Below are 24,983 nucleotides of genomic sequence, written 5' to 3'. Positions count from 1 at the left end.
CTTTGGAGTCATTATTAAGAACTAATCTTTTATGAAATGAAAAGAAAATTATCAGTAATTTATCAGCTTCTATTTCGGAGAATATTTTTTCTAAGTATTCTTTTTACAGTAGGAATGACCTCAAAACTCTATGCTCAAAAGACCTTTAAAGTAAGTGGTACAATTGTCGATGAAGAACAAGCTCCAATTCCTGGAGTGAATGTTCTTATCAAAGGATCGACAATAGGTACGGTAACCGATTTTGATGGAAACTACAACATCATGGTATATGATAAGAACAGTATTCTTGTCTTTTCATATATCGGATACAAGCCTGTAGAAGTAGAGGTGAGTAAAAAGTCCGAGATCAATCTCCAAATGGAGGTGGATACTGAAACGCTAGAAGAAGTTGTCGTGATTGGTTATGGTCAACAAGAGAAACGAGAAGTAACAGGTTCTGTTGCTCAAGTTAAGTCGGATCAGATCAATACTTTGGCCACATCAGATTTAGGAACAGCTATTCAAGGACAAATGGCAGGTGTTAGTGTGAGTTCTGCATCAGGAGCTCCCGGTGAAAACGCTACCATTACCGTTAGGGGTGTTTCTTCTTTCCAAGAAGGTGGATCGGAACCTCTTTATGTGGTAGATGGAGTCACGTATACTTCAAACCCTAACCTTTCTCCTCAAGAGATCGAATCTGTTGAGGTACTAAAAGATGGTGCGTCGGCTGCAATTTATGGCTCTAGAGCTTCGGCTGGTGTTATCTTAATCACCACAAAAAGAGGTGAAAAAGGGAAAATGTTAGTGACGCTGGATTCTTATTATGGTGTTCAGAAAATCACTTCTGATGTTCACTTAGCCAATACTACAGATGCGATGTACATCAACCACTTAATGTGGAAAGGAGATCCAAGTACTCCAAATCCTTTAGAAAACAATCCTAATGCTATGCATTACAATACGGATTGGCTAAAAGAATTACAGGTAGACATGGCTCCCATTCAAAATCATGCTTTACGTTTATCAGGCGGTTCTAAGAACTTAACGTATTCTATTGTAGGTACTTTATTTGACCAGCAGGGTATTCAGATCTCATCTGCCTACCAAAGAAAGACATTGAGAGCGAATACAACTTTTGAAAAAAATAAGTTGAAAGTACAAATCAATATGGGCTATCAGAATAGTTATAAGGACAACCCTCCAAATAATATACAGTACCAAGCCCTTCGTCAAGATCCGTTTAGACCAGGTATTCAACAAAGTGATGAATACGTAATCGAAGGTTCAAACCCTGAAAGAATGACAAACCTTTTAGCGCGTATCAACGAGACGAATGAAACTAGGGGAAACAACTATAATGGTAATGCAAAAATCACTTATGAATTGGCAAAAGGGTTAAAACTAAATGCCAATATCGGTGGATCTTATGGTATCAACAACGATGTTTGGTTCAGCCCAACTTTCGATGTGTATAACAACAACGGAGAATACATCACAAGAGCATCTAAACCTCTTAATGAATTAAGATATATCGATACCTATAGCTTAAGAACCATTCAAGAATATACTGCTACTTATAGTAAGAAATGGGGGAAACATCATGTGAGTTTATTGGCCGGCAATACTTGGGAGACAGCAGAAGCAAATAGAAGAACTGTTCATGCTATTAATATGCCGAACAATATTCCTAACCTAGGTGTAGCTCAAGATGTTAGAGGTATTGACCAAAGATATACAGCCAGTAGCAATATCGGTGTCTTAGGTCGTGTGCAGTATAGCTACGACGGAAAGTATATGGTTAGTGCGAGTGTTCGTAGTGATGGGTCTTCAAGATTCCATCCAAGTAATAACTGGGGAACTTTCAAATCGTTCTCAGCAGGTTGGAATATAAGTGAAGAAAAGTTTTTTGAAGCCTTAAAACCTACCATCAGTAGTTTAAAAATTAGAGGTGGTTATGGTGAAACTGGTAGTGATAAAGCTGGGCAAGGCCTAGGTAACTTAATTGCAGATTTACCTTATGTTGCTATCGTTACTCCTCAGATCGACTATGTATTAGGTATTGGTGAAGATGACATCTTATACCCTGGTACAAGTAATCCAACTTATGTTGATGAAGACATCACATGGGAAACTAATATCTCTCAAAATATTGGTTTAGATGGAGAGCTATTTGCCGGTCGCTTATTCTTCAACTTTGACCTTTATCGTTCTGAAAAGAAAGACATGTTATTGCCAGTAGAGTTACCTCCATCAGCAGGTGGTACAGTTACTGGAAATTATAATAAAATGTGGCAAAATGTAGGTAACCTTACGAATGAGGGAATTGAATTAGGCTTGGGATATAACACTGATATCAAGAAGCTTAAGCTTACAGTAAACGGTACATTTACAAGAAACTTCAACAAGGTTACAGAATTGGCTCCAACAATGGAATCAGTACCTGGTGGACGTCCTTTAGGTAATTCTTCGGAACCTACTACTTTCTTGATTCCTGGTTATGAAGCCGGTGCGTTTTTCTTAATTCCAACAGAGGGTACTATCAAAACCAACGAAGAATTAGAGGAATACCAAAAGATGATACCAACAGCAAAACTTGGTGATCTAAAATATGTAGATGTAAATGGAGATGGAGAGATTGATCAAAACGACAGAGTATATCAAGGAAGTGGTACACCACTTTGGGAAGCTGGCTTGTCTGTCAACCTCGCTTACAAAGGATTTGACCTTAGTGTGATGTTATTTGGTTCGTATGGGGCAAAGATCTATAACGGAACGAAAGCTTATGCTTATCAGCAAAAGACAAGCAAAGAATTAGTGAATGCTTGGTCTCCCGAAAATCCTACATCAAACGTACCTACACCAAGAAGAAGTTCATCGCATATGAACGTGAGAACCTACTCTGATTATTTCTTGGAAGATGGTTCTTACTTAAAAATTCAAAATATCACATTCGGATACACACTTTCTGACAAGACTATTAGAAAGTTAAAAATGAACAACTTCAGAGTCTATGTAAGTGCACAAAATCCATTTGTATTTACAAATTACTCAGGATACGATCCAGAAATTGGTTCTAAAAATGTATTCTATCGTGGTGTAGATACTGGTAAATATCCAGTGGCAGCAACGTACAGAGCAGGTCTTTCATTACAATTCTAAAAACTACTCATGATGAAAAATCTATTAAAAATAAACATAAGCTTACTAATTGCTTTCACCCTCTTTGGGTGTCAGGATTGGTTTGATATAGAAAATAAAAATACGATCGAAGAACGAGAGTTCTGGCAAAATGAAGAAGAGGCTTTTATGGGATTAATGGCAGCTTATAGCGGTCTTCAAAACCATGGATCAATGGGTGGCAATTCTGCCGCTCAAATGCCCACTAGATCTGATATTGGCCGACCTAGTATTTGGAATGATCAGTATGTCGAGTTATCAAAACTATTGTTTAATGATAACACGAGTATTGTCAAGTTGAAATGGGCTGATCTGTATACAACAGTTTTTAGAACAAACCAGATTTTAGATCAAGTACCAGATATTATTGATATGGAGGAGGATGCTAAAGAATTATGTTTAGCAGAAGCTCACTTCATCAGAGGTATTTGCTACTATTGGTTGTATAGTACTTACAACCATGGTTCTATCATTCTACATACCACTGTTGCGAAAGGGAAAGATGAAATTGCTCAACCTTTAAGTGCAAAAGAAGATGTGCTTGCCTTGATTATTAGCGACTTGACTTATGCACAAGAAAGACTTCCTGAAACATGGGATGATATCTACAAAGGTAGAGCAACATGGGGAGCTGCAACTGCTTTTTTGGGTCAGGTATATATCAATGAGCATGAATATGTGAAAGCACAAGATGAGTTTGCTAAAATTATTGAAAGAGACGATTTATATCAATTGACTCCGGAAATTGGTTGGAACTTTGATAAAGACCATGAATTTAACTCTGAGTCAATATTTGAAGTTTCATTCTCAGATACTCAGAAACCTAATGGTGGTGGTGTAATTGTAGATGGCCCATCGGGTACAGAAGGTACAAGAAGAGGTGTTTATTTGGCTCCAAGTGGTGCAAATGGTAGTAGATTATCAATGCCTTCTTATTGGATCACAATGCTTTTCCAAAACGACGAAATGGATCCTACAGATCCTAGAAATGATGGTTTAACACACTCCATCCGTTCTCAATATTCTATTGTTATGGCTGATGATGATTATGAATATTATCAAAAGCATCCAACAGATGTACACGGTACTTTCAAAAACAAAGAGTCCTCTTATTTAAGAAAATTCCAGAATTGGTGGGATGAGTATGAAGCTATTGGAACAAAAACGATCTCAGGTATAAACGAAAGAGTGATTCGTTTAGCAGATGTTTACCTTCTTTATGCAGAATGTTTAATTCAAAATAATGGTGATGGTGGTACTTTTGAAGCAGTACACTATATCAATAGAATTAGAACTCGTTCGGCAGTAATGCCATTGGATCATAACGAATACAATACTGCAGAAAAGCTAATGGAACATATTATGTATGTTGAACGTCCGTTGGAGTTAATGTTCGAAGGTCATGATACGCGTTGGGTAGACATGAGAAGATGGGGAGTGATAAAAGAACAATATGACCGCCTTGCAAAGAAGAAGTATTACATGAGTAAGAAGATTCTTTTCGAACTACCGGAAGATGCAACGGAAGGTCCAAAAGGAGAAGAAGTTTTACAAGAATTCCAAGATGCATCAGCAAGTTATACACCTGATTATCATAACTACTTCCCTATTCCAATTGATGAATTACTATCTAATCCTAACCTATAAATTGAAGTAAAATGAAATTAAAAGGAACAAACTTTTTTATGGTTCTTTTCTGCTTAATGACTTTCTTCTCTTGTAAGGAGGAATTTGAGTACGACAAGATTACAGATATATATGTTTTTAGTACTGAATCGAATAGTAAAGATTTAGTGACTACACTTGGTGGGACCTTTTCATTTACTGATGCATCAAGAGGTGAATATGTAAGAGAATGGACCATAGACGGACCTTCTTATTTCACCAATAATGAAGACACTGTATTAACGGAACATATTGCTCATGTTCAATTTGAAAATACCGGTGTAGTTCCCGTTAAAATCCAGTTGGATTTCGGTGATGAAGAATTAAATTATGATTCAACATTCTATATTACAGTCTACGACTCAGCAGTAACTCCTGACTTTGAAGTGATTGAAATCGAAGGTGATTATGTAGAGTCTAATGGAAAATACATTATGGAATCTGGTGCTTTTGTTACATTTAAGAGTACTAGTCAAGGACAACCTGATACTTTCGAATGGTTAACGACATTAGATCAAACTGTAAAAGATTCTGTGGCTAGAATTGAATTTGTAAAACCAGGTGTTTATGATATCGGCCTTTTTGCTTCTCGAAAAGAACCTGTAAAAGGCACAGGAAATACTATTTACAAAAATGGTCTAATCGAAGTGGTTCCATCAACTGTACCTTTCAGAGTGGATCAAATGACACAGGATGAAGAAGGTAATATCTTTGTGAAGTTTAACAGAGACCTCGATTTAGAAACAATCACAGACAGTACAATCAACAACTTTACAATTAGAGATGCTGATAATAATGTGCTTACAATTAATCACCTTGCTGCATCAGGGGAAGTAAATAATACGATTATTCTATTTGTTGATCCTACTTTCTCTCAATTGTATGTTACATACAATCATTCAGGTGAAGCTGGTGATCTTCAATCTATTGATGGTGTAAAACTAGAAGAGTTTACTGATATGGAAGTCGAAGGGTATCAACATAACTTTTTTACAAATGGCAGTTTTGAAAATAGTACTTATGCTCCTTTCAATGATGGGAAATGGGTAGGATCTGGTGCAATGAATGTAATCAAAGATGCAACTACTGCAGTTGATGGAGATTATTATTTACAAGTAGATTTTGAACCCTACGAACATAAAAATGGAAATGGCTCGAAACTAACCATAGAAATGACAGAAGGTTATTTCCCTGTTTCAGCTGAATATAACTACACTTTTGAATTCTATGCAAAAGCTGTTGGAAATATCAGAGTATTAAAAGTAACGCTAAAAGATGCAGATACTGGAGATTCTATGAATAAAACTTTCCAAGATCAATTGGTAGATGGCGAATGGGTAAAAATCACTTACTTCTCGAATGAACCGATTACAAAAGAGTTTATCAATACAAATGTTCAATTCGATTTTATTGCAGAACCAAATGAAACTGCTCAATTATTAGTAGATCATTTAGTCTTTTCACAACACTAAATTAAGGTAAAAGAAATACTAGGAACAAGGAGGAATTTTGATCTTCAAAATTTCGATTCCTCCTTGTTACCTCTTTTCTGTGTGCCCCTATTTCACTTCACTCAACTTCCTAAATACAACGAAATGAAAAAGAATTACTTATTACTTATTGTACTATCCTTTGCTACACTTTTTAAAACATGGGGTGAAGAGGATAAACAGTCAACATTGAAAATTTCTTCAGAAGCTGAAACTCTATTCTTTTCAGGTTTTGAAGGGGAAATTTCTTCCGAATGGGAGTCGAATATATATAATGGTTTACCTATATTTGAAAAATATAATTCAGACCAATTTGAAGGTAATAGTAGCTGTCGAATTCAATTCAATACTACAAATCAAAAATGTAACTTTACCTCGTTTAAAAATATCAAATGGGAAGAAGGTAAAGTCTATAAAATCTCTTTCTACTATAAAGCATTAACTAAAACAGACAACCAGAATTCTAATATTAAATTCTTTTCATCTGACGATACTAAAATTGGTCAAGTGAATCTTTCACCATTAGAAAGTTCAGAATGGGTACAAGTGAAATTTAGTTTTACTCCTTCTGTTACAGATGAAAATGGTTATGTACTATTCTCTTTTCAATCACATTCAGAAGGAAAAGGAGAGCTATTATTTGACAACTTCTTGATAAAGAAGCTCGGTGATGATTTTTTCCAAGAATTAAAAACTACAAATGTCACGTCAAATCCAAATGTCAAATGGTCTCAGTTTGGACCTGGAATGAGTGGAAATAACAAAGTAGCATTTTGGCACCCTACTGACGAAAATACTTTATTTATCGGCCCGAATATGGGCAATGTATACAGAACAACAGACCAAGGAGAAACTTATGAGTCTATGTTAAATGCAGACGCTAAAGGCATGGATACAGGAGAAAGAGGTCCCCGAGAGTTATATAGTATAGATTTTTCCAGACAAAACCCTGACTTTGGTTTTGCTACGGACAGACGAAATCTAGGTATTTATAAGACCATCAACAAAGGCAAGTCATGGGAGCTGATCAATGAAGAACCTTTTGAAGGAATTTATATCTCTTGTGTTTCTGTTGACCCTAATGACGAAGATACTTGGTATGCCGGTGGTGGAAAAATGAGAGATTTTGGTAGAGTCTTATTTCCCAAAAGTGACCCTCATGGAACTTACATTGACCCTAACAGCCAAGGAAAAATCTGGAAGAGTACAGACAAAGGGCAGACTTGGACTTTAATGAACCAAGGTCTTCATGAAAAGACAGAAGTGGAAACTATATTGGTTAACCCAAAAAACTCACTGATAGTATTTGCGAGTACAAACAGAGGGTTTTACAAAAGTACTGACGGAGGTAAAAATTGGGTAAAGAAAACCAACGGATTTGATCATGATGTCATGCGAGCAATGGCCTACTTCCATAATACCAATACCAACAAAGTGATTCTTTTTGTCATTAATGATATTACTTGGAAAGCAGATGGGCAGACGGTAACTGATAGTGGTGGTGGTATTTTTAAAAGTACCGATCATGGTGAATCTTGGACAAAAATTAATGGTGATCTTGCTTTAGATCTTACTCAGTTTGAAGATAATTCAGGCATTAAAAAGAGTTATTACACTACTGTAGCTCATTTCTTTGGAATATCATACAATGAGGCCGTTGAACAATACCCCGAATTGCCCACCAAGATCACTCAACGTTTTAATACGATTGAAGTTGACCCTAATGATGTAGACAATATTTACCTTAATAATGAATACTCAAATGCATCAAAAAACAACTTCAAACCCGGTCAATTGTGGAGATCAAAAGATGGTGGTGAACATTGGTATATTACTCTTAGGAATGGTAAAAACTGGGAAAGCGATTCTCCAGATAAAAGCTATTGGGAAAATAGAGGAAACCCAATGGGCAGTAATATCACACTCAACTATCTAAAACATTGGATGGTAAGAGATGACTATGAAAGAAAAGGGACCAACTTTGCCCGCTTTAGTGCTGATGGAAAAGTACTTCATGCAAATATGGCAAAGGTATCACTGATGTCTTATGATAAAGGCGATACATGGGTAGATATTGATGACATCGAAGTAACACCTGGTTCAGATAATTTTGTTGGTGCAGGAAATAGTAATTTACCTGGACATGGATTTTTCCAACATCCAGATTTAAATCAAGTCTATTGTCTTGCTGGAGAAAACTCATTATGGATTACTAATGACGAAGGAAACCATATTAGAGAAGGTGCACAGGCTGTACAATACAAATCATTGACAGACGCAGAACAATCGATTAGTTCTTATGCAATAGATCCTCATGATACGGATAAACATTATGCTTTATTCTTCAGACAGCATCATCGAGGTGAATGCCTTCGTTCTTTGGATGGAGGTGATACATGGGAGGCAATAGGTACTGCCATTCCAGAATGGGATATGGTTGACGGAGGTGGAGATCAATCCGTTCATCAAATGCAATTAACCATCGACCCTAACGATACTGAAAACCTCTATTTCTGTGTACCTAAAAGAGCCAATAACATAGAGTTTGTTGGAAATTCAGTTACAGGTTTTGGTGTCCATAGATCTACCGATGGTGGTGTTACTTGGGAGGAAGTAAACAGTGGTTTACCCAATGAACCTGATGTAACTAGAATAGCATTACATCCTGAGAATACTTCTACAATTTTTGCCTGCGTTCAACATTCAAATGGAGGTCTATTCAAATCAGAAAACCAAGGTACAACATGGGCCGAAGTTGCTTCTACATCTGCTATTTCCAAATCTTTTGGTATTAATGATATACATTTCAGTGACAATGGAAAAGTATATATTACTTCTGGATCTAAAAATGGAGATGCCGACGATGGAGGACTTTGGGTAAGTGAAGACAATATGGAATCTTGGAGTAGAATTTTCGACTATCCTTGGACAAATAGAGTTGAAATTGCTAAATATGATCCAAATGTGATATTAGTTTCGACCCTAGCCAATACAACTATTGACAGGTTAAACGCTGGTCTGTATTTATCAAAAGATGCAGGTGATACTTGGGAAAAAATCAATACTGGAAATGGTCAATCAGACAGGGTGAATGATATTGCTATTGATCAATTTGTTCCAGGAAAATATTACGCTTCAACATATGGTAGTGGTTGGTACATGGCCCTAAACCAAGACGAGGTGATCCAGCCTGAATTGATTTACTTTGAAGAAGAAAATATTGAGCTCAGACCTGGTGCAACAAAACAACTAAAAGTTGTGGTCTACCCTGAAAATGCATACTACCAAGGTATTGAATTAGTTAGTGAAGATGAAACTATTGCATCGATTACATCGGCTGGAAAAGTAAAGGGAAAAGCAGAAGGCAATACTAAGGTATATGCCCGTATCATCGGTACTTCACTTGAGGCTGTAACAGAAATCAATGTCGTAGAAGAACCTGTTAACCTTCCTCCAGATGAAGGCATCAATTGGGTGGTATATCCTAATCCAACAACAGGGAAAATATATATCAAAGGAAATAGTTCAATCGAATACTTAGAAAAAGCTACGATTTATAATTTATCTGGACAAATACAATCAGTACCTCAATTTGTCAATAACAATAAGTTAGTGATCAATTCGACATCATTAGCTAAAGGTATGTATATTTTGAATGTCGAAACCGCTTCTAAGATTTATCAATTTAAGTTCTTAAAAGAATAAAAATGAGAAAAATACTCTATCCAATCTTATGGATGATGTGTTCTCTATCTTGCTTTGCGCAAGGTGGGGAACACTTTTTCCATTCTTTAAAAGAAAAGGATGTCGCCTCCGACCCCTCCTATCAATGGTATCAATTTGGTCCTGGTATGAGTGGTAATAATAAATCGGCCTTTTGGCACCCAACAGATCCAAAAGTACTTTTTATTGGACCCAATATGGGGAACTCTTATCGATCTACAGATGGCGGCTTTACCTACGAAAGTGTATTAGACCCTGACGGCCCTGGCCTGAACGAAGGCTTGAGAGGACCCAGAGAATTTAGAAGCATTGATTTCTCAAGGCAAAATCCTGATTTTGGTTTTTGTACAGATAGAAACAACAATGGTATTTATGTGACATATGATAAAGGAGCTAAGTGGCAGAATATACTTGAGCCTCAGTTCGATAATAAATTCATGGCCTGTATCACCGTAGATCCAAAAGACGATCAAGTTTGGTATGTTGGGGGAGGAAAAATGAGAGAACTGGGTAGAGCATTATTTCCCCAGTCAAAACCTCACGGAGCTAATACTCACCCCAAGAGTCAAGGTCAGATTTACAAAACTACAAACGGTGGAAAAACTTGGAAGTTGGTCGTCAATGGTATCCATCCAAAAACAGAAGTAGAATCTATTTTGGTAGACCCAAACTCTTCTAAAACAGTATATGCAAGTACCAATAGAGGGTTTTACAAGTCAACCAATGGAGGTAAAACTTGGAAGCAAAAGACAAAAGGTTTTGGACATGAAGTAATGAGAAGCTTTACACATCACTTTGATACCAATACGAAAAAACTCACCTTATTTGTTATTAATAACGTGACTTGGAAGAAAGAGGGGCAAACTATAATCGACGATAAAGGAGGAATTTTTAGAAGTGATGATGAAGGTGAAAGTTGGGTAAATATCAGTGGAGATATTGCTATTGATATGCGACAATTTAAATCAATTCCATCCATCATGAAAAGTTACTATCATGCCATTGCCTATTACTTCGGCATGAAGGACAAAGAAGCTAAAATGGCTTTCCCTGAATTACCTTTTTCAATCACACAACGATTCAATACCATAGAAGTCGATCCCAATGACATCAACAATATTTATGTCAACAATGAATACTCTAATGCCTCTCGGAATAATTTTATGCCAGGTCAACTTTGGAGAACCAAAGATGGAGGAAAACACTGGTTTGTGACGTTTAGAAATGGGCAAAATTGGGAAGCTAATTCCGAAGATGCTGACTATTGGACAAAAAGAAACAACCCTATCGGCAATAATGTCGAATTGAAATACCTCAAAAGATGGATGGCAAGAGACCCTTATGACCGTAAGGGTTGTAATTTTGTCCGCTTTAATTGTGATGGAAGTATTCTACATACTCAGATGGCCAAAATTTCAATGTTTTCTTATGACAAAGGAGCGACTTGGGTAGATATTGATGATATTGAAATCGGAAATGGAAATTATGTTGGAGGTGGTAATTCTAATCTTCCAGGACACGGTTTCTACCAACATCCAGACTTACCACATCAGGTGTTTTGTGCTGCAGGTGAAAATAGCCTTTGGATCACCAATGACTTAGGAAAAGAAATCAGAAAAGGAGCACAATCAGCCTCAGTGCATAAATTCACTGAGCATGAGCAATCTTTAAGCACTTTCGCCATTCACCCAACCGATACTAATATCAGATATGCACTTTTCTTTAGACAGCATAACAGAGGTGAATTATTCAAAACTATTGATGCAGGTAAAACTTGGCATTCACATGGGGAAGCTATTCCGAAATGGAATGTCAAAGCACATAGCGGAGATCAATCTGTTCATCAATTGAATATCACTTTCAACATTGAAAACCCTGATATTATGTATTTCCATGTTCCTAAAAATGCGAGAGCCTTAGAGTATGTAGGCGATTCTCAAGCAGGGTTCGGAGTACATCGCTCCAAAGACGGCGGTAAAACTTGGGAAAGTATCAATAACGGTCTTCCAATTGATCCAGATGTATCTGCTATTGCTACGCACCCTAAAAAATCAAATGTTCTATTTGCGGCTGTTCAAAATAAAAATGGAGGTCTATTTAAATCGAAAGATGGGGGTGATACTTGGCAAAAGGTAGGCTCGACAAAAGAAATATCTGGTTCCTTCGGTATCAATGATATACATTTTGATAAGAAAGGAAATGCTTATATCACCGCTGGATGTAAGAAAAGTGGTATTAATGATGGAGGGTTATGGAGAAGCACTGATGGTATGAAAACATGGGAGAAAATCTTTGATTATCCTTGGACTGTCAGAGTAGAAACAGCACTTTATGACCATAACGTTATTCTTATTTCCACCCTACCAAATATCAGCAATAAGAGAAAAAATCCAGGTACTTACCTTTCAAAAGATGCAGGTAGAACATGGGTAAAGATCAATAAAGGTAATGGTCAATCAGACCGTATTAATGATATTGCCATTGATAATTACACACCTGATAAGTTTTATGTTTCCACTTACGGTAGTGGTTGGTATGTGATTTTTAAGGAGGAGGAATTGTAAAATATGCTTAGTCTCCCACCTCAAAAAAAATGAGGTGGGATCAATGATTAATTGAAGTTGTACATTTGTACTATCACAAAAATTCAAATTCTTAGTCAGTTATAACTAAATACTTGTAGATGCTAAATACTCTGGAACTTTAGCAATCATTCCATTCACTTTTTTATCAATCATATCTTTATAAATTGTTGCAATTTCTGCTACTGAAATACCCTCAGTACTGTCCATTCCCATACTTTCCATTGTCTCTTTTACATAGCCTGGACTGACCACATTGATGTTCACACCGTTTGTATCTTCCACAGTAATACACCTTACAAATGCTTCTAAAGCTGCACAAGCAACAGCTAATGCACTTGCGTTTGGAATTGGGTAAGTACTTGCTAAACCAGAAGTTACAATTACAAAACCTTCAGGTTTCAGGTGACTTATAGCTTCCTTAATAAGATTTACATTTGCAATTACTTTAGAATTGAGAGAATAATGAAAAGCTTCTAATTCAAGTTCCTTTAATGAGCCCATACTACCATCACCTACTGTAGAAATAATACCATCAATACCTTGTATTTCATTAAACATCTTCTTAATACCATTTGTATCTAATAGGTCAACTTGATAATCACCACTTTTCCTACCAATTGAAATTACATCATGTTCTTTTCTTAATAATTCAACGATACCTGAACCAATTGTACCTGTTCCTCCGATTACTGCGATTTTCATCTTTTTCATAAATAAATGTCTAAAAATTAAATAAATAGATTTGAATATTTTCCTTACATAATGTTATATATGATGTAAGGGGTTTTATAAAATTGAATGAGTCTGCAAGACTTCTTCCCAATTCAATATGTTCTCTACTAATACCTTAGCTTGATCCTCTTGTAAAAAATGTGAAGCATTAGAAATAGTGATATGTGGCTGACCTTTTGCACCTTTAAAATTGGTTTGAAACTGAGTATCATATCCTTTTCCTGCTAAAAAAGGATCATTATCACTGAATAGAGTCAATACGGGTTTCTCCCATTTTTTTAATTTCTTCCACGCGTCATTGACCTCATTGATATCTGTTGCTATTATCTGAGGCATTGTTCTTGGGCCTGCCATAAATTGTTGATCTAGAAAAGGGGCATTGTATGCATTCATTTCTGGTTGACTTAAAGATCTATTTGTCAAAATCTGCATTATTAGACCAATATTGGGTTGTTTTGCTTTTGCAAAGTATCCACTCCAGTTCCCAAATGTTTTATTTGAAGCAAACTTTTCTATTGTTGGATTACTACTTAATGTTGTCATTAATTTCATGGCAACCGGATACAAATATTTACCTATGCCTTTAACTTCTGCTAATGCGGTATTTGAAACTACTAAGCGATTTAACCATTCAGGTTGTTCCGCCAAGACTCTTAAACCAATCAAGCCGCCCCAGTCTTGCATAAATGAGATTGCATTATTAATCCCTAAGTTTTGAACAAATTCAGACATCCATAGTACATGATTAGTATAAGTATGATATTTTGGATCAACAGGTTTATCTGATTTCCCAAATCCAATTAAGTCTGGAGCTATTACATGATAACCTGCTTCAACAAAATACTTTATCATATGTCTATATAAATAGCTCCATGAAGGTTGCCCATGTAGTAGAAAAATTGTCTTTTCATTTCCTTTACCTTCTTCTACATAATGCATTCTAACTCCTCCTTCCAATACCATATAGTTTTCTGTATAAGGATAATCTTCTAAGTTTTTAAAAGCATCATCAGGTGTTCGAATAAATTGAATTTGATTATTCATCTTTTGTGTGGTTATGTTTGATTACGCTTGTAAAACTAGGAGATGTGATTTATTTTAGCAACTAAGTATACAAAAGATACTAGTATACTTGAGGATACCAACTTTCTTAAATAATGGAAAAAAGATATAAAACACCGAAGGAATGTCTAGGTAAATTAATGCCTGTTAGAGATACTCTTGATATTTTCCAAGGGAAATGGAAGATACAGATTATCAGCGTATTAATGTATTATGATGAATGTAGTTTTAAACTATTAAAAGAATCTGTAAAAGGGATTACATCCAAAATGTTGTCAAAGGAACTAAAAGAACTAGAGGTTAATCAGTTAGTTGAGCGAGAGGTGATAGATACAAGACCAGTCACTATTCGGTATCGTATTACACCTTATGGAGAAAGTAGTAGAGATATTATAATAGCATTATACAATTGGGGGGTAGAGCACCGAAAAAAGATTATTGGGAAGAAATGAAATAGAAGTTAATGAATACTTACCACAATCACAAAACCATGAATTAATTCATGGGTTTGTGATATATTCAGCCTTATTTTTTAAACTCCTCATCCGTCACCACATTGATTCCATTCTTAAACAACTTATCGGCTACTACCCCATTGCCATCAATTAGCTTTCCTGAGAAAGTCCCATCATAGATTTTTCCAAATCCACATGAAGGACTTCTCGACTGTAATATTGCTTTTGTTATGTTATTTTCCTTACAGATTTTTAATACCTCCTCTGCTGAATAGAGAAACTGTTGAGTGTAATCGTTTCCTTCTTTACTCGTCACCTTCAAACCATCATCTGTCTGTTGTATTTCCACTGGTTCTCTTGGTGTAGGTAAACCTGCAATCACCTCTGGGCAAACAGGGATTGCTTCACCAGAATCGATCATATCCACTAAATTCACTGTGTTAGAACAAGTAGCATTGTATCTACATTTTACCCCAACTAAACAAGAACTAATAATATATTTTGGTTTCATTTTCTTAAATGGAAGATATCAAAAAGATGGTATTACGATTACAAAAGAAGCGATAAGAAGTAAAAAATCATATAAATAGCTACGTTTAGGATGGTTTTTCGAACTAAAAAAGGGTGTAAAAACTAAAAATTAGGAGGTAATAAAATTAATCGGTTATTTCTAGCAATAGTGAATAGGTTTAAGGTGTTATTCTCACACTACCTTGCCAACATAGATTATTATTCTTCGAACCATTGAAATGAAATGTTGAATGAAAAAATGGAATAAATTTCTATTTGGCTTGATTGCTTTTATGGCTTTCCATCAAAACGCTCAGTCAGATGATAAAAAACCAACAAACAAACCAAATGTTATTATAATTATAACCGACGATCAAGGGTATGGTGATATTGCCGCTCATGGAAATAAAATTATCAAAACTCCAGCGATGGATAGGCTAAGAAACCAAGGTGTTGCCTTTGATAACTTTCATGCAGGTTCCACATGTGCTCCATCAAGATCTGCATTAATGACAGGTATGGAAGGCCACAGAGCAGGTGTTTGGCATACGATTGCCGGTTGTAACTTATTGAGAGAAAAGTTTACAGCTATGCCTCAAGTGTTCCAAGATAATGGATATGCTACAGCCTTATTTGGTAAATGGCATTTAGGAGATGCTTACCCTTATTTACCAGAAAATAGAGGTTTTGAAACAGCATTATATCACAGTGCAGGTGGTATCGGACAAACTCCCGATTTCTGGGATAATGATTACTTTGATGATGTGTACTTAAGAAATGGAAAACCAGAACAATTTGAAGGGTATTGTACTGATGTGTTCTTCGATGAAGCAATGAAATATATTGAAGAGAAAAAAGATCAACCTTTCTTTCTTTATCTTTCCACCAATGCTCCACATGGCCCACTAAATGTACCAGAAGAATACTATAATCTATATAAAGACGAAGAAGAGCTATTAGATTTTCAAAAGGCATATTATGGGATGATCACGAACATCGACGATAATATTACAAGATTAGAAAAGAAACTCAAGGAATTAAAACTTATAGATAATACTATCCTGATCTTTACTACAGATAATGGATCCCAATATGGTTGGAGAAATATCAAAGGAAAAGAATACGGTTTTAATGCCAATATGAGGGGATTGAAAAGCTCTCAATACGATGGAGGACACAGAGTTCCATTTTTTATGTATTGGAAAAATGGAAAGTTGAAAAAAGGAAAATCCATTGATCAATTGGTCATGAGTTATGATGTTCTTCCTACTCTCATCGACCTTTGTGATTTAGAACAGCCAAAAGAAACTCAATACGATGGAAAAACAGTCTCTCCTTTAATTTTTGGGGAAGGAAAGAACTGGCCAAATCGATATGCTGTATTGGATAAGAATAAAACACAGCATCCCGTTAAATGGAAACTTAGTGCTGTCATGGATAATGATTGGCGACTCATCAACGGAAAGGAATTGTACAATATCAGAGAGGACGTAGGGCAAGAAAATGATATCGCTTCATCGCATCCAGAAAAAGTAAAGGAAATGAGAAATGCTTATGAAAAATGGTGGGAGCATGTTTCCAAAGACTTCAGTAAATTTGAATATTATAAGGTGGGTGTAGATGGCATCGATGAAACCGCATTAACAGTACATGATATCCATTCTGATAAACCTCTAGCATGGAATCAAGACTTAATTAGAGATCCTTTGAGTGGTAAAAAGCCAGCTCTAACAGATGATGGCTTTTGGACAATCGATATACAACAAGAAGGATATTATACAGTCACTTTAGCTCGTTGGCCTAAAGAAGCTGATTTGCAGTTTGATTCAAAAGTAGAGGCTTTAGGGATAACAAAACCTTGGTATATTGCTCGCCCAGAAGGAAGAGTGATACCACTTAAAAAAGCGATGCTAGAAATTGATGCATTAAGAGTGTATCAGGATGTCGATATGTCTTCAAAAGGAACTTCATTTCGAGTATACCTAAATGAGGGAAAAGCTAGATTGGTAGGGAAATTTACCGATGAAGACAACAAAGACATTTCTGCATTTTATGTTTACATATCAAAAGAGAAATAAGCAATGAAACTAAAATATATACTTCAATGGGTCATTTTTTTTGGTACGATAGGGACACTATCTGCTCAAGAAGACCAACGTCCAAATATCATTTTTCTTCTATCTGACGATCATACTAGTATCGCTACAGGCTGTTATGGAAATGATCAGGTAGTTACACCAAATATGGATAAGTTGGCCGAAACAGGTGTTCAGTTTATGAACCACTACAACACCACTTCTATCTGTATGGCAAGTAGAGCCATTTATATGACAGGCATGTTTGAATACAAAACTGGTTGTAATTTTGAACACGGGCCAATGAAAAAAGCTACCTTCCAACAATCTTTTCCTATGCTGCTAAAAGATGCCGGTTACTTTACAGGTTTTGCCGGAAAATTTGGTTTCGCAGTGTCTGATGGAACAGATCCTTCTGATAAAACATGGGATGTACTTCCTGTAGACGAGTTTGATGTATGGGCAGGTGGATTAGGTCAAACCAAATATCAAACAGGAAGAAATAAATACCTAAAAAAATACGCGGATAAATATCCTCACAGTACAAGGGCTTACGCTGCTTGGGCACATGATTTTATTCTTGAAGCAAAAGATTCAGGCAAGCCTTTTTGTATGTCTATTAGCTTTAAGGCTCCACATTTACCTTTTACACCTGATGTATATTTTGATGCAGTATATGAAGGTAAAACCTATAAAAAACCTGCTAACTATGGTGCTGAAAATGCCACTCATATTGCTCCTCAGGCAAAAACAGGGAGACAATACAAACAATATGAGTTTTGGAGAGATACTGAAGAAAACTACCAAGAGGCCATCAAACGTTATAACCAACTTATACATGGTGTGGATTATGCAATTGGTATGATCCGTAAATCTTTAGAAGAACTTGGTGTAGATGATAATACCATCATTATCTATGCAGGTGATAATGGATATAGCTGTGGTGCTCATAACTTAGGAGGAAAAGTACTTCCTTATGAAGAACCATCAAAATCTCCATTGCTCATTTATGATCCAAGAATGACCTCAAAAGGTGGAAAAAGAGAGACCATTACCTCAAGTATTGATATAGCCCCTACTATTCTAACTATGGCAGGAATAACAGTACCCAACCATATTGATGGAGAAAACCTTATTCCATTGATGCAAAAGAAAAAGGGAATTAAAAGAGACCATATTCCTTTAATGAACTTCTTTGGAAATGATGAAATTCAAGAAATGGCAGTAGTGACAAAAGATTGGAAATACATCTATTGGCAGTATGAAGACGAAAGAATGCAACCTACTGAAGAACTATATTATATTGGAAAAGATCGCTTAGAAATGACCAATGTGATTTCTGAAAAAAAATACAAAAAGCAATTAAACAAGATGAGGACTTTGTACGATGCTCAAGTAAAGCAATTGAAAGACAACGCTGTACCTTATCATGATTATCAAAAATATGGTGTGCTATTCGACAGAAATTCTTCCATTGAAGATAAACAGCCTTACCTAAGAGGCACTTATGAAGAACAAATGAAGGGAAAGACTCCCAAGAATCACTTTAATTAAAAAATTGTGACTACTCGCACTGTTTCAATGCAAATGACTTGAAACTAGGTGATACATAATCATTGATACAACAACAGACTAAAAGCATTTTTTTGAAATGAAAAAGACATTACTTTCCAATATATTACTATTGGTTGCTTCTCTACTTTTTGCTCAAGAATCAGTAGATTTCTCGAAGCTGGATCATACACGCATTGAGTCCATCTCTACGGTAAATTGGCAACAATTTGGTCCCGGTGGTTCAGGGAATAATTACCATATTTATTGGCATCCCACCGACGTTAACACTGTATACCAAGGGCCCAATATGGGTAACTCTTACCGCTCAACAGACAGAGGAGAAACCTATGAAGGAATTATGGATCCGGATGGACCGTCTTACAGAACGCGTAGAAGAGGTCCAGTAGAAATCTATGCTCCAGATTTTTCCAGACAGGATGAGAATTTCGGCATTTGCACTATTGAAGATGCTAATTATATTTATTTCACTTTCGACAAAGGTAAAACATGGAAAATCAATGAATTGGTAAGTGCTCAATTTGAGAATATCCATGTAAATACCATCAAAGTGGATCCAACTGATGACAATGTTTGGTACGCAGGTTCTGGTAATATTCGAGACAGTAACCACTTCTTTCACACCAACAAGCATCCACATGGTGTTTTTGGTTCAAAAGTAAAAGTTGGGAAAGCCGGACATGGAAATGATGGCAACCCAGATTATGGACATCAGGCAAGAATATGGAAGAGCACTAACAAAGGGGAAACTTGGAAAAACATTACCCCAAAAGGCATTGATCCAAGAGCACAAATCACTAGAATTTTTGTTCACCCTGCCCGCCCTCAAACGGTATTTGCAGGTACTACTTTTGGTTTATACAAATCTGAAAACGGGGGTAAATCATGGAAGCAGAAAGTTAAAAATGGAATGGACAATGATATCATCCGCTCAATGGATATGTATTATGATCCGACCTCTAAGAAAGTGATTTTGTATGCCATCGATCTAGTAAAGTATATTCCAAATGGTAATACGATTGCATACAATGGCGGTGTGTACAAAAGTGAAGATGAAGGCGATTCTTGGATCAATATCAACTCAGATATGCCAATCAATAAAGCAATTCTTAAAAACCCTAACATCCAAAAAGGGTATTATAAATTTGCATTAGGTAAATGGTTTGGCATCACAGCCTCGGAGGCGAAAGAAAAGTACCCGAAGGCTCCAGATCAACTGATGCATTCTGTAAGTATGATCAGAGTCAATCCAACAAATCCGAATCACCTATTAGTGATCAATAACTACAAATCTCAGTTTACTTTTCCAGGAGGAATGCTTTGGCGTTCAGATGACGGTGGTAAGCATTGGTATGTTACACTAAGAAACGGTAAAGATTGGAACGGTAGAGATAAAGCAAATTGGGAAACCAGAAATAACCCTACCAAAATCAATGTTGATTGGATTGGACAAGACGAATGGGAAGAAAGAGATGCCTACGATCGAAAAGCAGGTGCTGTAGCTGAGTTTAACGCAGACGGTTCAACAATCATGTATCAGGTTGCAAAGATTGTTTGTGTTTCTAATGATAATGGTGATACATGGCTAGAAAATGATGAACAAGAAACGAAACCTGGTAATCACCATTGGGTGGGAGCGGGTAATAGTAACTTACCTGGTGAGGAAATTATCCAAGACGAAAGAATAAAGGATCACATTTACCTTTGTGCTGGAGAAAACTCTATTTTCAAAACAACAAATGATGGAGACCTTGTAAGAAAAGGTGCTCAGGCAGTATATAAAATCAGTATTCCGAATAAACAAAAGCCCGAAGAATGTTCTGTGGGTACCATGGCCATCGACCCAAATGATGTTAACCATATGTATGCTTTACATTTTAGACAAGCCTATTTTGGTCAACTCATGGAGACAAAAGATGGTGGAAAAAATTGGGCTCCTAAAGGAAGAATATTTGATCCTAATAAATTAGGTAATCCACTGAATATGATCATTCATCAAAGTCACTTAAGAATCGATCCAACAGAAACAGAGCATTTGTACTTTGTGATTCCTAAGAAAAGAGTAGTGCATAATGTAAAGTTCAAAGGAGGAAAATTTAAAGACTTTGGTATTTACACTTCAAAAGATGGAGGAGTAACTTTTGAGGTCATTAATAATGGCTTACCAAAAAATGGTCATGTTCAGAAAATTGAATTCGATGAACATAACAAGGGTGAGTTGTATGCTGCTGTAATGGGAACACAAAAGCAAGTCGGTGGACTATATAAGCTAAACAAGAAAAGCACTACTTGGGAAAAAGTTCACCTACCAAAAGGTATTGTAAGTGTACATGATATTCATTTCTCAAAGGATAAAAAACTATATATCACTGCTGGTACTTTTGATGGTACAGTTAAAAATGGTGGTGTATGGGTTAGATCAAATAACAATTGGAAGCAGGTTTTACCTTATAAATTTGCAAGCTTAGTTACTACAGCTAAATATGATCCTAACATCATTCTTGCTGCTATCCCTTCTGATGGAACAATGGGTATGATGAACCCAGGTATTTACAGATCATTGGATGGTGGTAAAACTTGGAAAAAGATAAATGCAGGTAATATTCAATCGGATAGAATCAATGCCTTAGAAATTGACTATCATAAGAAAGGTGTTTACTACTGCTCTACTTATGGAGCTGGATACTATATCGCTTATGATAAAGAAATTATGCAGTAAATAAATAATTCTTGTGACTACTTCACTCCCCTTTCCTTTGAAGATTTTCGTAAGGAAGGGGGAGTATTTATATAAAAAAGACCTATCATTTTAACTGATAGGTCTTCTTTATATTAGACAATTAATGTATCCTTCTACGTATATTAATTCGAATACTACTTCATCATCGATTTTTTATATTCCTGAACGTACTTGTAGAAACCAATTTCTTCGCCATCCAGCATTTTCTGATATTCTTCAGGATGTTTGTCTTTTACCATTTGAAGTACTTCAACTGCATTAGCAATTACAGGTTCGTATACATCACTGTCAGATTTCATGGCCTTTTTATATGATGCTACCTGCTTTCTCATCGATTTAAGTAATTTCTTATATTTCGGATCATTGACCAAATTGTTCTTTTCCATTGGGTCATTTTCCAGGTCATATAATTCTTCCTGAGGTTTTGTCTCAAAGAATGCAGATTGGAATTCATCCAATTTTCCTTCTGCCTTTAAAGCTCTCATCACATGCACTGCAGGACGGTAAAATTCTAAATAGGCTTGTTTTGCATCATAAGGAATCTCAGGATGATCATTTCTTATGTAACGGTATTTTTCATTCGAAATCGCATATGATGATTCCATAATCTCATCCCATAATCCTCTATAAGAGAATACTTCTTCCCTATCAAAATCATCTGCAATAAACGATTGTCCTGTCATGTAATCTGGGATGTCGACCCCAGCGATATCTAGAATTGTAGCAGTTATATCTGTACTACTAATAATTGCATTTGTATTGGTCTTCTTTTCGAAACCTGAAGGCCATTTTACGATAAGTGGAATTCTTAAGGCAGGATCAAATAGATAGCCTTTTCCTCTAACATTACAGCGTCCATTATCACCAATAATGATAATTGCAGTATTTTCGTATAGCCCTTTATCTTTAAGTTCTTGCACCAACATACCAATCTCATCATCTGCATATTCCATCTGATCTAAGTACTTGGCCCAATCTAAGCGGATTCTTGGATCATCAGCATAATATGGTGGAAGCTCAACGCTTGCAGGGTCTACAGGGTGTTTTGATTGCTTTCTTACTTTATCCCACCAATCACCTCTGTGTGTCACATGCAAAGTAATTTGTTGGAAAAATGGCTGACCATTATTTTCAGCAACACCAAAACGATCAAAAACTCCTTTATCTTTATCCCAATCGCCAACAGGTTTATAATTGAAGTTGAAATCGGTTTTTCTTCCTTTTTGCTTTACTTTATTATGCCCTAGAATAGTTGTATACCCTGCCTTTTTCAACCAATAAGTAAACGGCTTGTAAGGGTCGATAAGATCTATCTCTCTATTGCTTCTATGGTGCATCGTATTGGTCTTTAATTGATGCGTACCAATGATCATCGAAGATCTGTTTGTAGAACAAATCGATGCGGTTCCAAAACAGTTATAATATTGTGTTCCTTCTTCTGCTAAAGCATTCATATTTGGAGTTTTCACTCCTTTCATTCCATAACTCTCTGTATCTAAAGACACATCTTCCAACATCACCCAGATAATGTTAGGTCGCTGGTTTTGAGCATAGCCAACATTTACAGATAATAGTAAGGTAAAGGCAGCTACTAGTTTAAATATTTTATTCATTGTCTATTGAAAGTTTACTCCGATAATGTTGTTCACTTCTTTTCTTAATTGCTTTAATTCTTTGGCATATTTCTTATCCTTTGCCACATTTGTCCACTCGTATGGATCTTTAGAATGATCATATAATTCCTCTTCTCCATTTGTGTAATGTATGTATCTGAAATTTTCAGTTCTATAAGAATAATTCTGTGCAGCCACTTCATAGGTTTTACCATAAGCTCCATACACACCAACTACACTTAATGCACCATTAGGTCCCTGCCATTCAAACTTCTTACCTCCATCTACAAAACCTTTCATCGAATAGCCTCCAATCTCAGCTCCTTCAGAAGATTTTTTATTCGATGCATCGATGTTTGCATAATCTAAAATGGTAGGATAAACATCAATTAAAGAAACAGGTTGTGCGATCGCTTGTCCTTTCTTTCCTTTCGGTGATTTGATAATCATAGGAATTCTACAGCTTTCTTCCCAAGGCGAGTTTTTGAAAAGGTAATCCTTTTCGCCCATTTGCCATCCATGATCAGCTGTAAAAACGATAATTGTATTATTTTTTAAAGATGACTTTTCTATTTGATCCACCACTTTACCAATTTGATCGTCTACAAAGGCAACACAAGCTAAATAGGCTTGTAAGAAATGCTTTATCGCTAATTCTCTATCACCTCCATAAGATTCAACTAATTGACGGTAATATTTAGGACCTTTTTTGTCTTTACCCATAATTTCTTCAAAGAAGGTATCGTCCTTGTCATTGGGTTTCCATTGGTCTAATTCAATTTCATCAATTGGAAACATATCGAAGTATTTATCAGGAGCATGAAGCGGGGTATGAGGTCTAACAAAACCCACTCCCAAAAAGAATGGCTCGGCATCTTTCGCTTTGGCAAGTTCTTTCAGTTGATTTACTGCCCATTGTGCATGTTTTTCATCATACAAAAGGTCTCTATCATTATCGTTATTGTACTTGACAGGTTTTTTGTTCCAACCTTCAACGATTTGTCCCATATCTGATAGACGCCCATAAGAACCATCAATAGGCCCTATAGAACGATACGGTTCGGGTACATCGGGATGTACGGATAATTTTTCTCCATCAAATGCAAATGGCCCATAATTGTGCTTTACATTAAGTCCCCATTCTGACCATATTTCTTCTTCATTTTTATGTAAAAGCTTTCCTGAACCTAATGTTTTATATCCATTTTCATGTAAAACCTGAACAAATGTTTTGTTGTTTTTAAGTACTTTTTGCTTGAAGTGTGGTACCCATCCAAAATCCTGAGAATCATGCGGGTATACACCTGTAAACAAACTATTTCTTGAGGGTTGGCATACTGGTATATTCGATTGTGCATTTGTAAATCTTGTTCCAAGCTTTGCTAGTTTATCGATATTGGGTGTTTTTGCCTGTGGATGTCCACCAAAAACCCCTTGATAATCATTTAGGTCATCACACATAATAAACACAATATTCGGCTTCTCCTGAGCAAATATTAATGTTGAAAAAAGTAGTAGTACACCTGTAGTAATAATTCTATGAAAGAGTGTATTGTATTTCATTTCGTTGGTGTTAATTATCAAGTAGTCTACTACCCAAAAGGG

The 24,983-nt window shown here is 36.1% G+C and carries 14 protein-coding genes; 9 read left to right on the top strand and 5 right to left on the bottom strand.

All coding sequences use genetic code 11. The features are described from left to right. The first annotated feature begins 36 nt into the window (after window positions 1–36). From HGP29_RS11490 to HGP29_RS11470, 5 genes are all read left to right on the top strand, one after another. Window positions 37–3,138: a SusC/RagA family TonB-linked outer membrane protein gene (locus tag HGP29_RS11490; protein ID WP_168882549.1), complete on the top strand. Its 3,102-nt coding sequence runs from the start codon at window positions 37–39 to the stop codon at window positions 3,136–3,138. A 12-nt stretch (window positions 3,139–3,150) separates the two neighbouring features. Further along, a complete protein-coding gene (locus HGP29_RS11485; RefSeq protein ID WP_211093271.1) occupies window positions 3,151–4,803 on the top strand; it encodes a RagB/SusD family nutrient uptake outer membrane protein in 1,653 nt (550 codons plus the stop codon). A gap of 11 nt (window positions 4,804–4,814) precedes the next feature. Continuing rightward, complete coding sequence (locus tag HGP29_RS11480; protein WP_168882547.1) at window positions 4,815–6,293, top strand: hypothetical protein; 1,479 nt, start codon at window positions 4,815–4,817, stop codon at window positions 6,291–6,293. 123 nt (window positions 6,294–6,416) lie between these two features. Beyond that, complete coding sequence (locus tag HGP29_RS11475) at window positions 6,417–10,016, top strand: VPS10 domain-containing protein (protein WP_168882546.1); 3,600 nt, start codon at window positions 6,417–6,419, stop codon at window positions 10,014–10,016. A 2-nt stretch (window positions 10,017–10,018) separates the two neighbouring features. Continuing rightward, complete coding sequence (locus tag HGP29_RS11470) at window positions 10,019–12,598, top strand: VPS10 domain-containing protein (protein WP_168882545.1); 2,580 nt, start codon at window positions 10,019–10,021, stop codon at window positions 12,596–12,598. 105 nt (window positions 12,599–12,703) lie between these two features. Here HGP29_RS11470 and HGP29_RS11465 read toward each other — a convergent pair whose 3' ends face one another. Together HGP29_RS11465 and HGP29_RS11460 are read right to left on the bottom strand one after the other, a co-directional pair. Further along, window positions 12,704–13,330, bottom strand: coding sequence for a short chain dehydrogenase (locus HGP29_RS11465; RefSeq protein ID WP_168882544.1), 627 nt, complete (start codon window positions 13,328–13,330; stop codon window positions 12,704–12,706). Window positions 13,331–13,405: 75 nt separating this feature from the next. After that, on the bottom strand, window positions 13,406–14,395 hold the full coding sequence (locus HGP29_RS11460; RefSeq protein ID WP_168882543.1) for a haloalkane dehalogenase: 990 nt from the start codon (window positions 14,393–14,395) through the stop codon (window positions 13,406–13,408). A gap of 113 nt (window positions 14,396–14,508) precedes the next feature. On the opposite strand from HGP29_RS11460, the gene HGP29_RS11455 reads away from it, so the two are divergent. Continuing rightward, window positions 14,509–14,865: a winged helix-turn-helix transcriptional regulator gene (locus HGP29_RS11455; protein WP_168882542.1), complete on the top strand. Its 357-nt coding sequence runs from the start codon at window positions 14,509–14,511 to the stop codon at window positions 14,863–14,865. A gap of 73 nt (window positions 14,866–14,938) precedes the next feature. On the opposite strand, the gene HGP29_RS11450 is transcribed toward HGP29_RS11455, so the two are convergent. Continuing rightward, window positions 14,939–15,379 carry a DUF523 domain-containing protein gene (locus HGP29_RS11450; RefSeq protein WP_168882541.1) on the bottom strand — a complete coding sequence of 147 codons (441 nt, stop codon included), beginning with the start codon at window positions 15,377–15,379 and terminating at the stop codon, window positions 14,939–14,941. Between the two features lie 250 nt (window positions 15,380–15,629). On the opposite strand from HGP29_RS11450, the gene HGP29_RS11445 reads away from it, so the two are divergent. The 3 genes from HGP29_RS11445 to HGP29_RS11435 all read left to right on the top strand — a co-directional run bounded on the left by HGP29_RS11445 (window position 15,630) and on the right by HGP29_RS11435 (window position 21,744). Beyond that, a complete protein-coding gene (locus HGP29_RS11445) occupies window positions 15,630–17,456 on the top strand; it encodes an arylsulfatase (RefSeq protein ID WP_168882540.1) in 1,827 nt (608 codons plus the stop codon). A gap of 3 nt (window positions 17,457–17,459) precedes the next feature. Then, window positions 17,460–19,007 (top strand): sulfatase family protein, encoded by a 1,548-nt coding sequence (locus HGP29_RS11440; RefSeq protein ID WP_168882539.1) that lies wholly within the window; start codon window positions 17,460–17,462, stop codon window positions 19,005–19,007. A 97-nt stretch (window positions 19,008–19,104) separates the two neighbouring features. After that, entirely contained in the window at window positions 19,105–21,744 is a 2,640-nt protein-coding gene (locus HGP29_RS11435; RefSeq protein ID WP_168882538.1) for a beta propeller repeat protein, read from the top strand. 155 nt (window positions 21,745–21,899) lie between these two features. Here the strand turns inward: HGP29_RS11435 and HGP29_RS11430 are convergent, their stop codons facing one another. Then, the gene (locus tag HGP29_RS11430; RefSeq protein ID WP_168882537.1) at window positions 21,900–23,378 is read right to left on the bottom strand and encodes a sulfatase family protein; all 1,479 of its coding nucleotides are present in this window, start codon (window positions 23,376–23,378) and stop codon (window positions 21,900–21,902) included. A 3-nt stretch (window positions 23,379–23,381) separates the two neighbouring features. Next, complete coding sequence (locus HGP29_RS11425; protein WP_168882536.1) at window positions 23,382–24,941, bottom strand: sulfatase; 1,560 nt, start codon at window positions 24,939–24,941, stop codon at window positions 23,382–23,384. Window positions 24,942–24,983: the final 42 nt, after the last annotated feature.

Origin of the sequence: Flammeovirga agarivorans, from assembly GCF_012641475.1 — a bacterium.
In the GTDB taxonomy this organism is placed as follows: Bacteria; Bacteroidota; Bacteroidia; order Cytophagales; family Flammeovirgaceae; genus Flammeovirga; species Flammeovirga agarivorans.
Note: the sequence above shows the minus strand (reverse complement) of the source record. Positions and strands in the feature narration are given on the sequence as shown.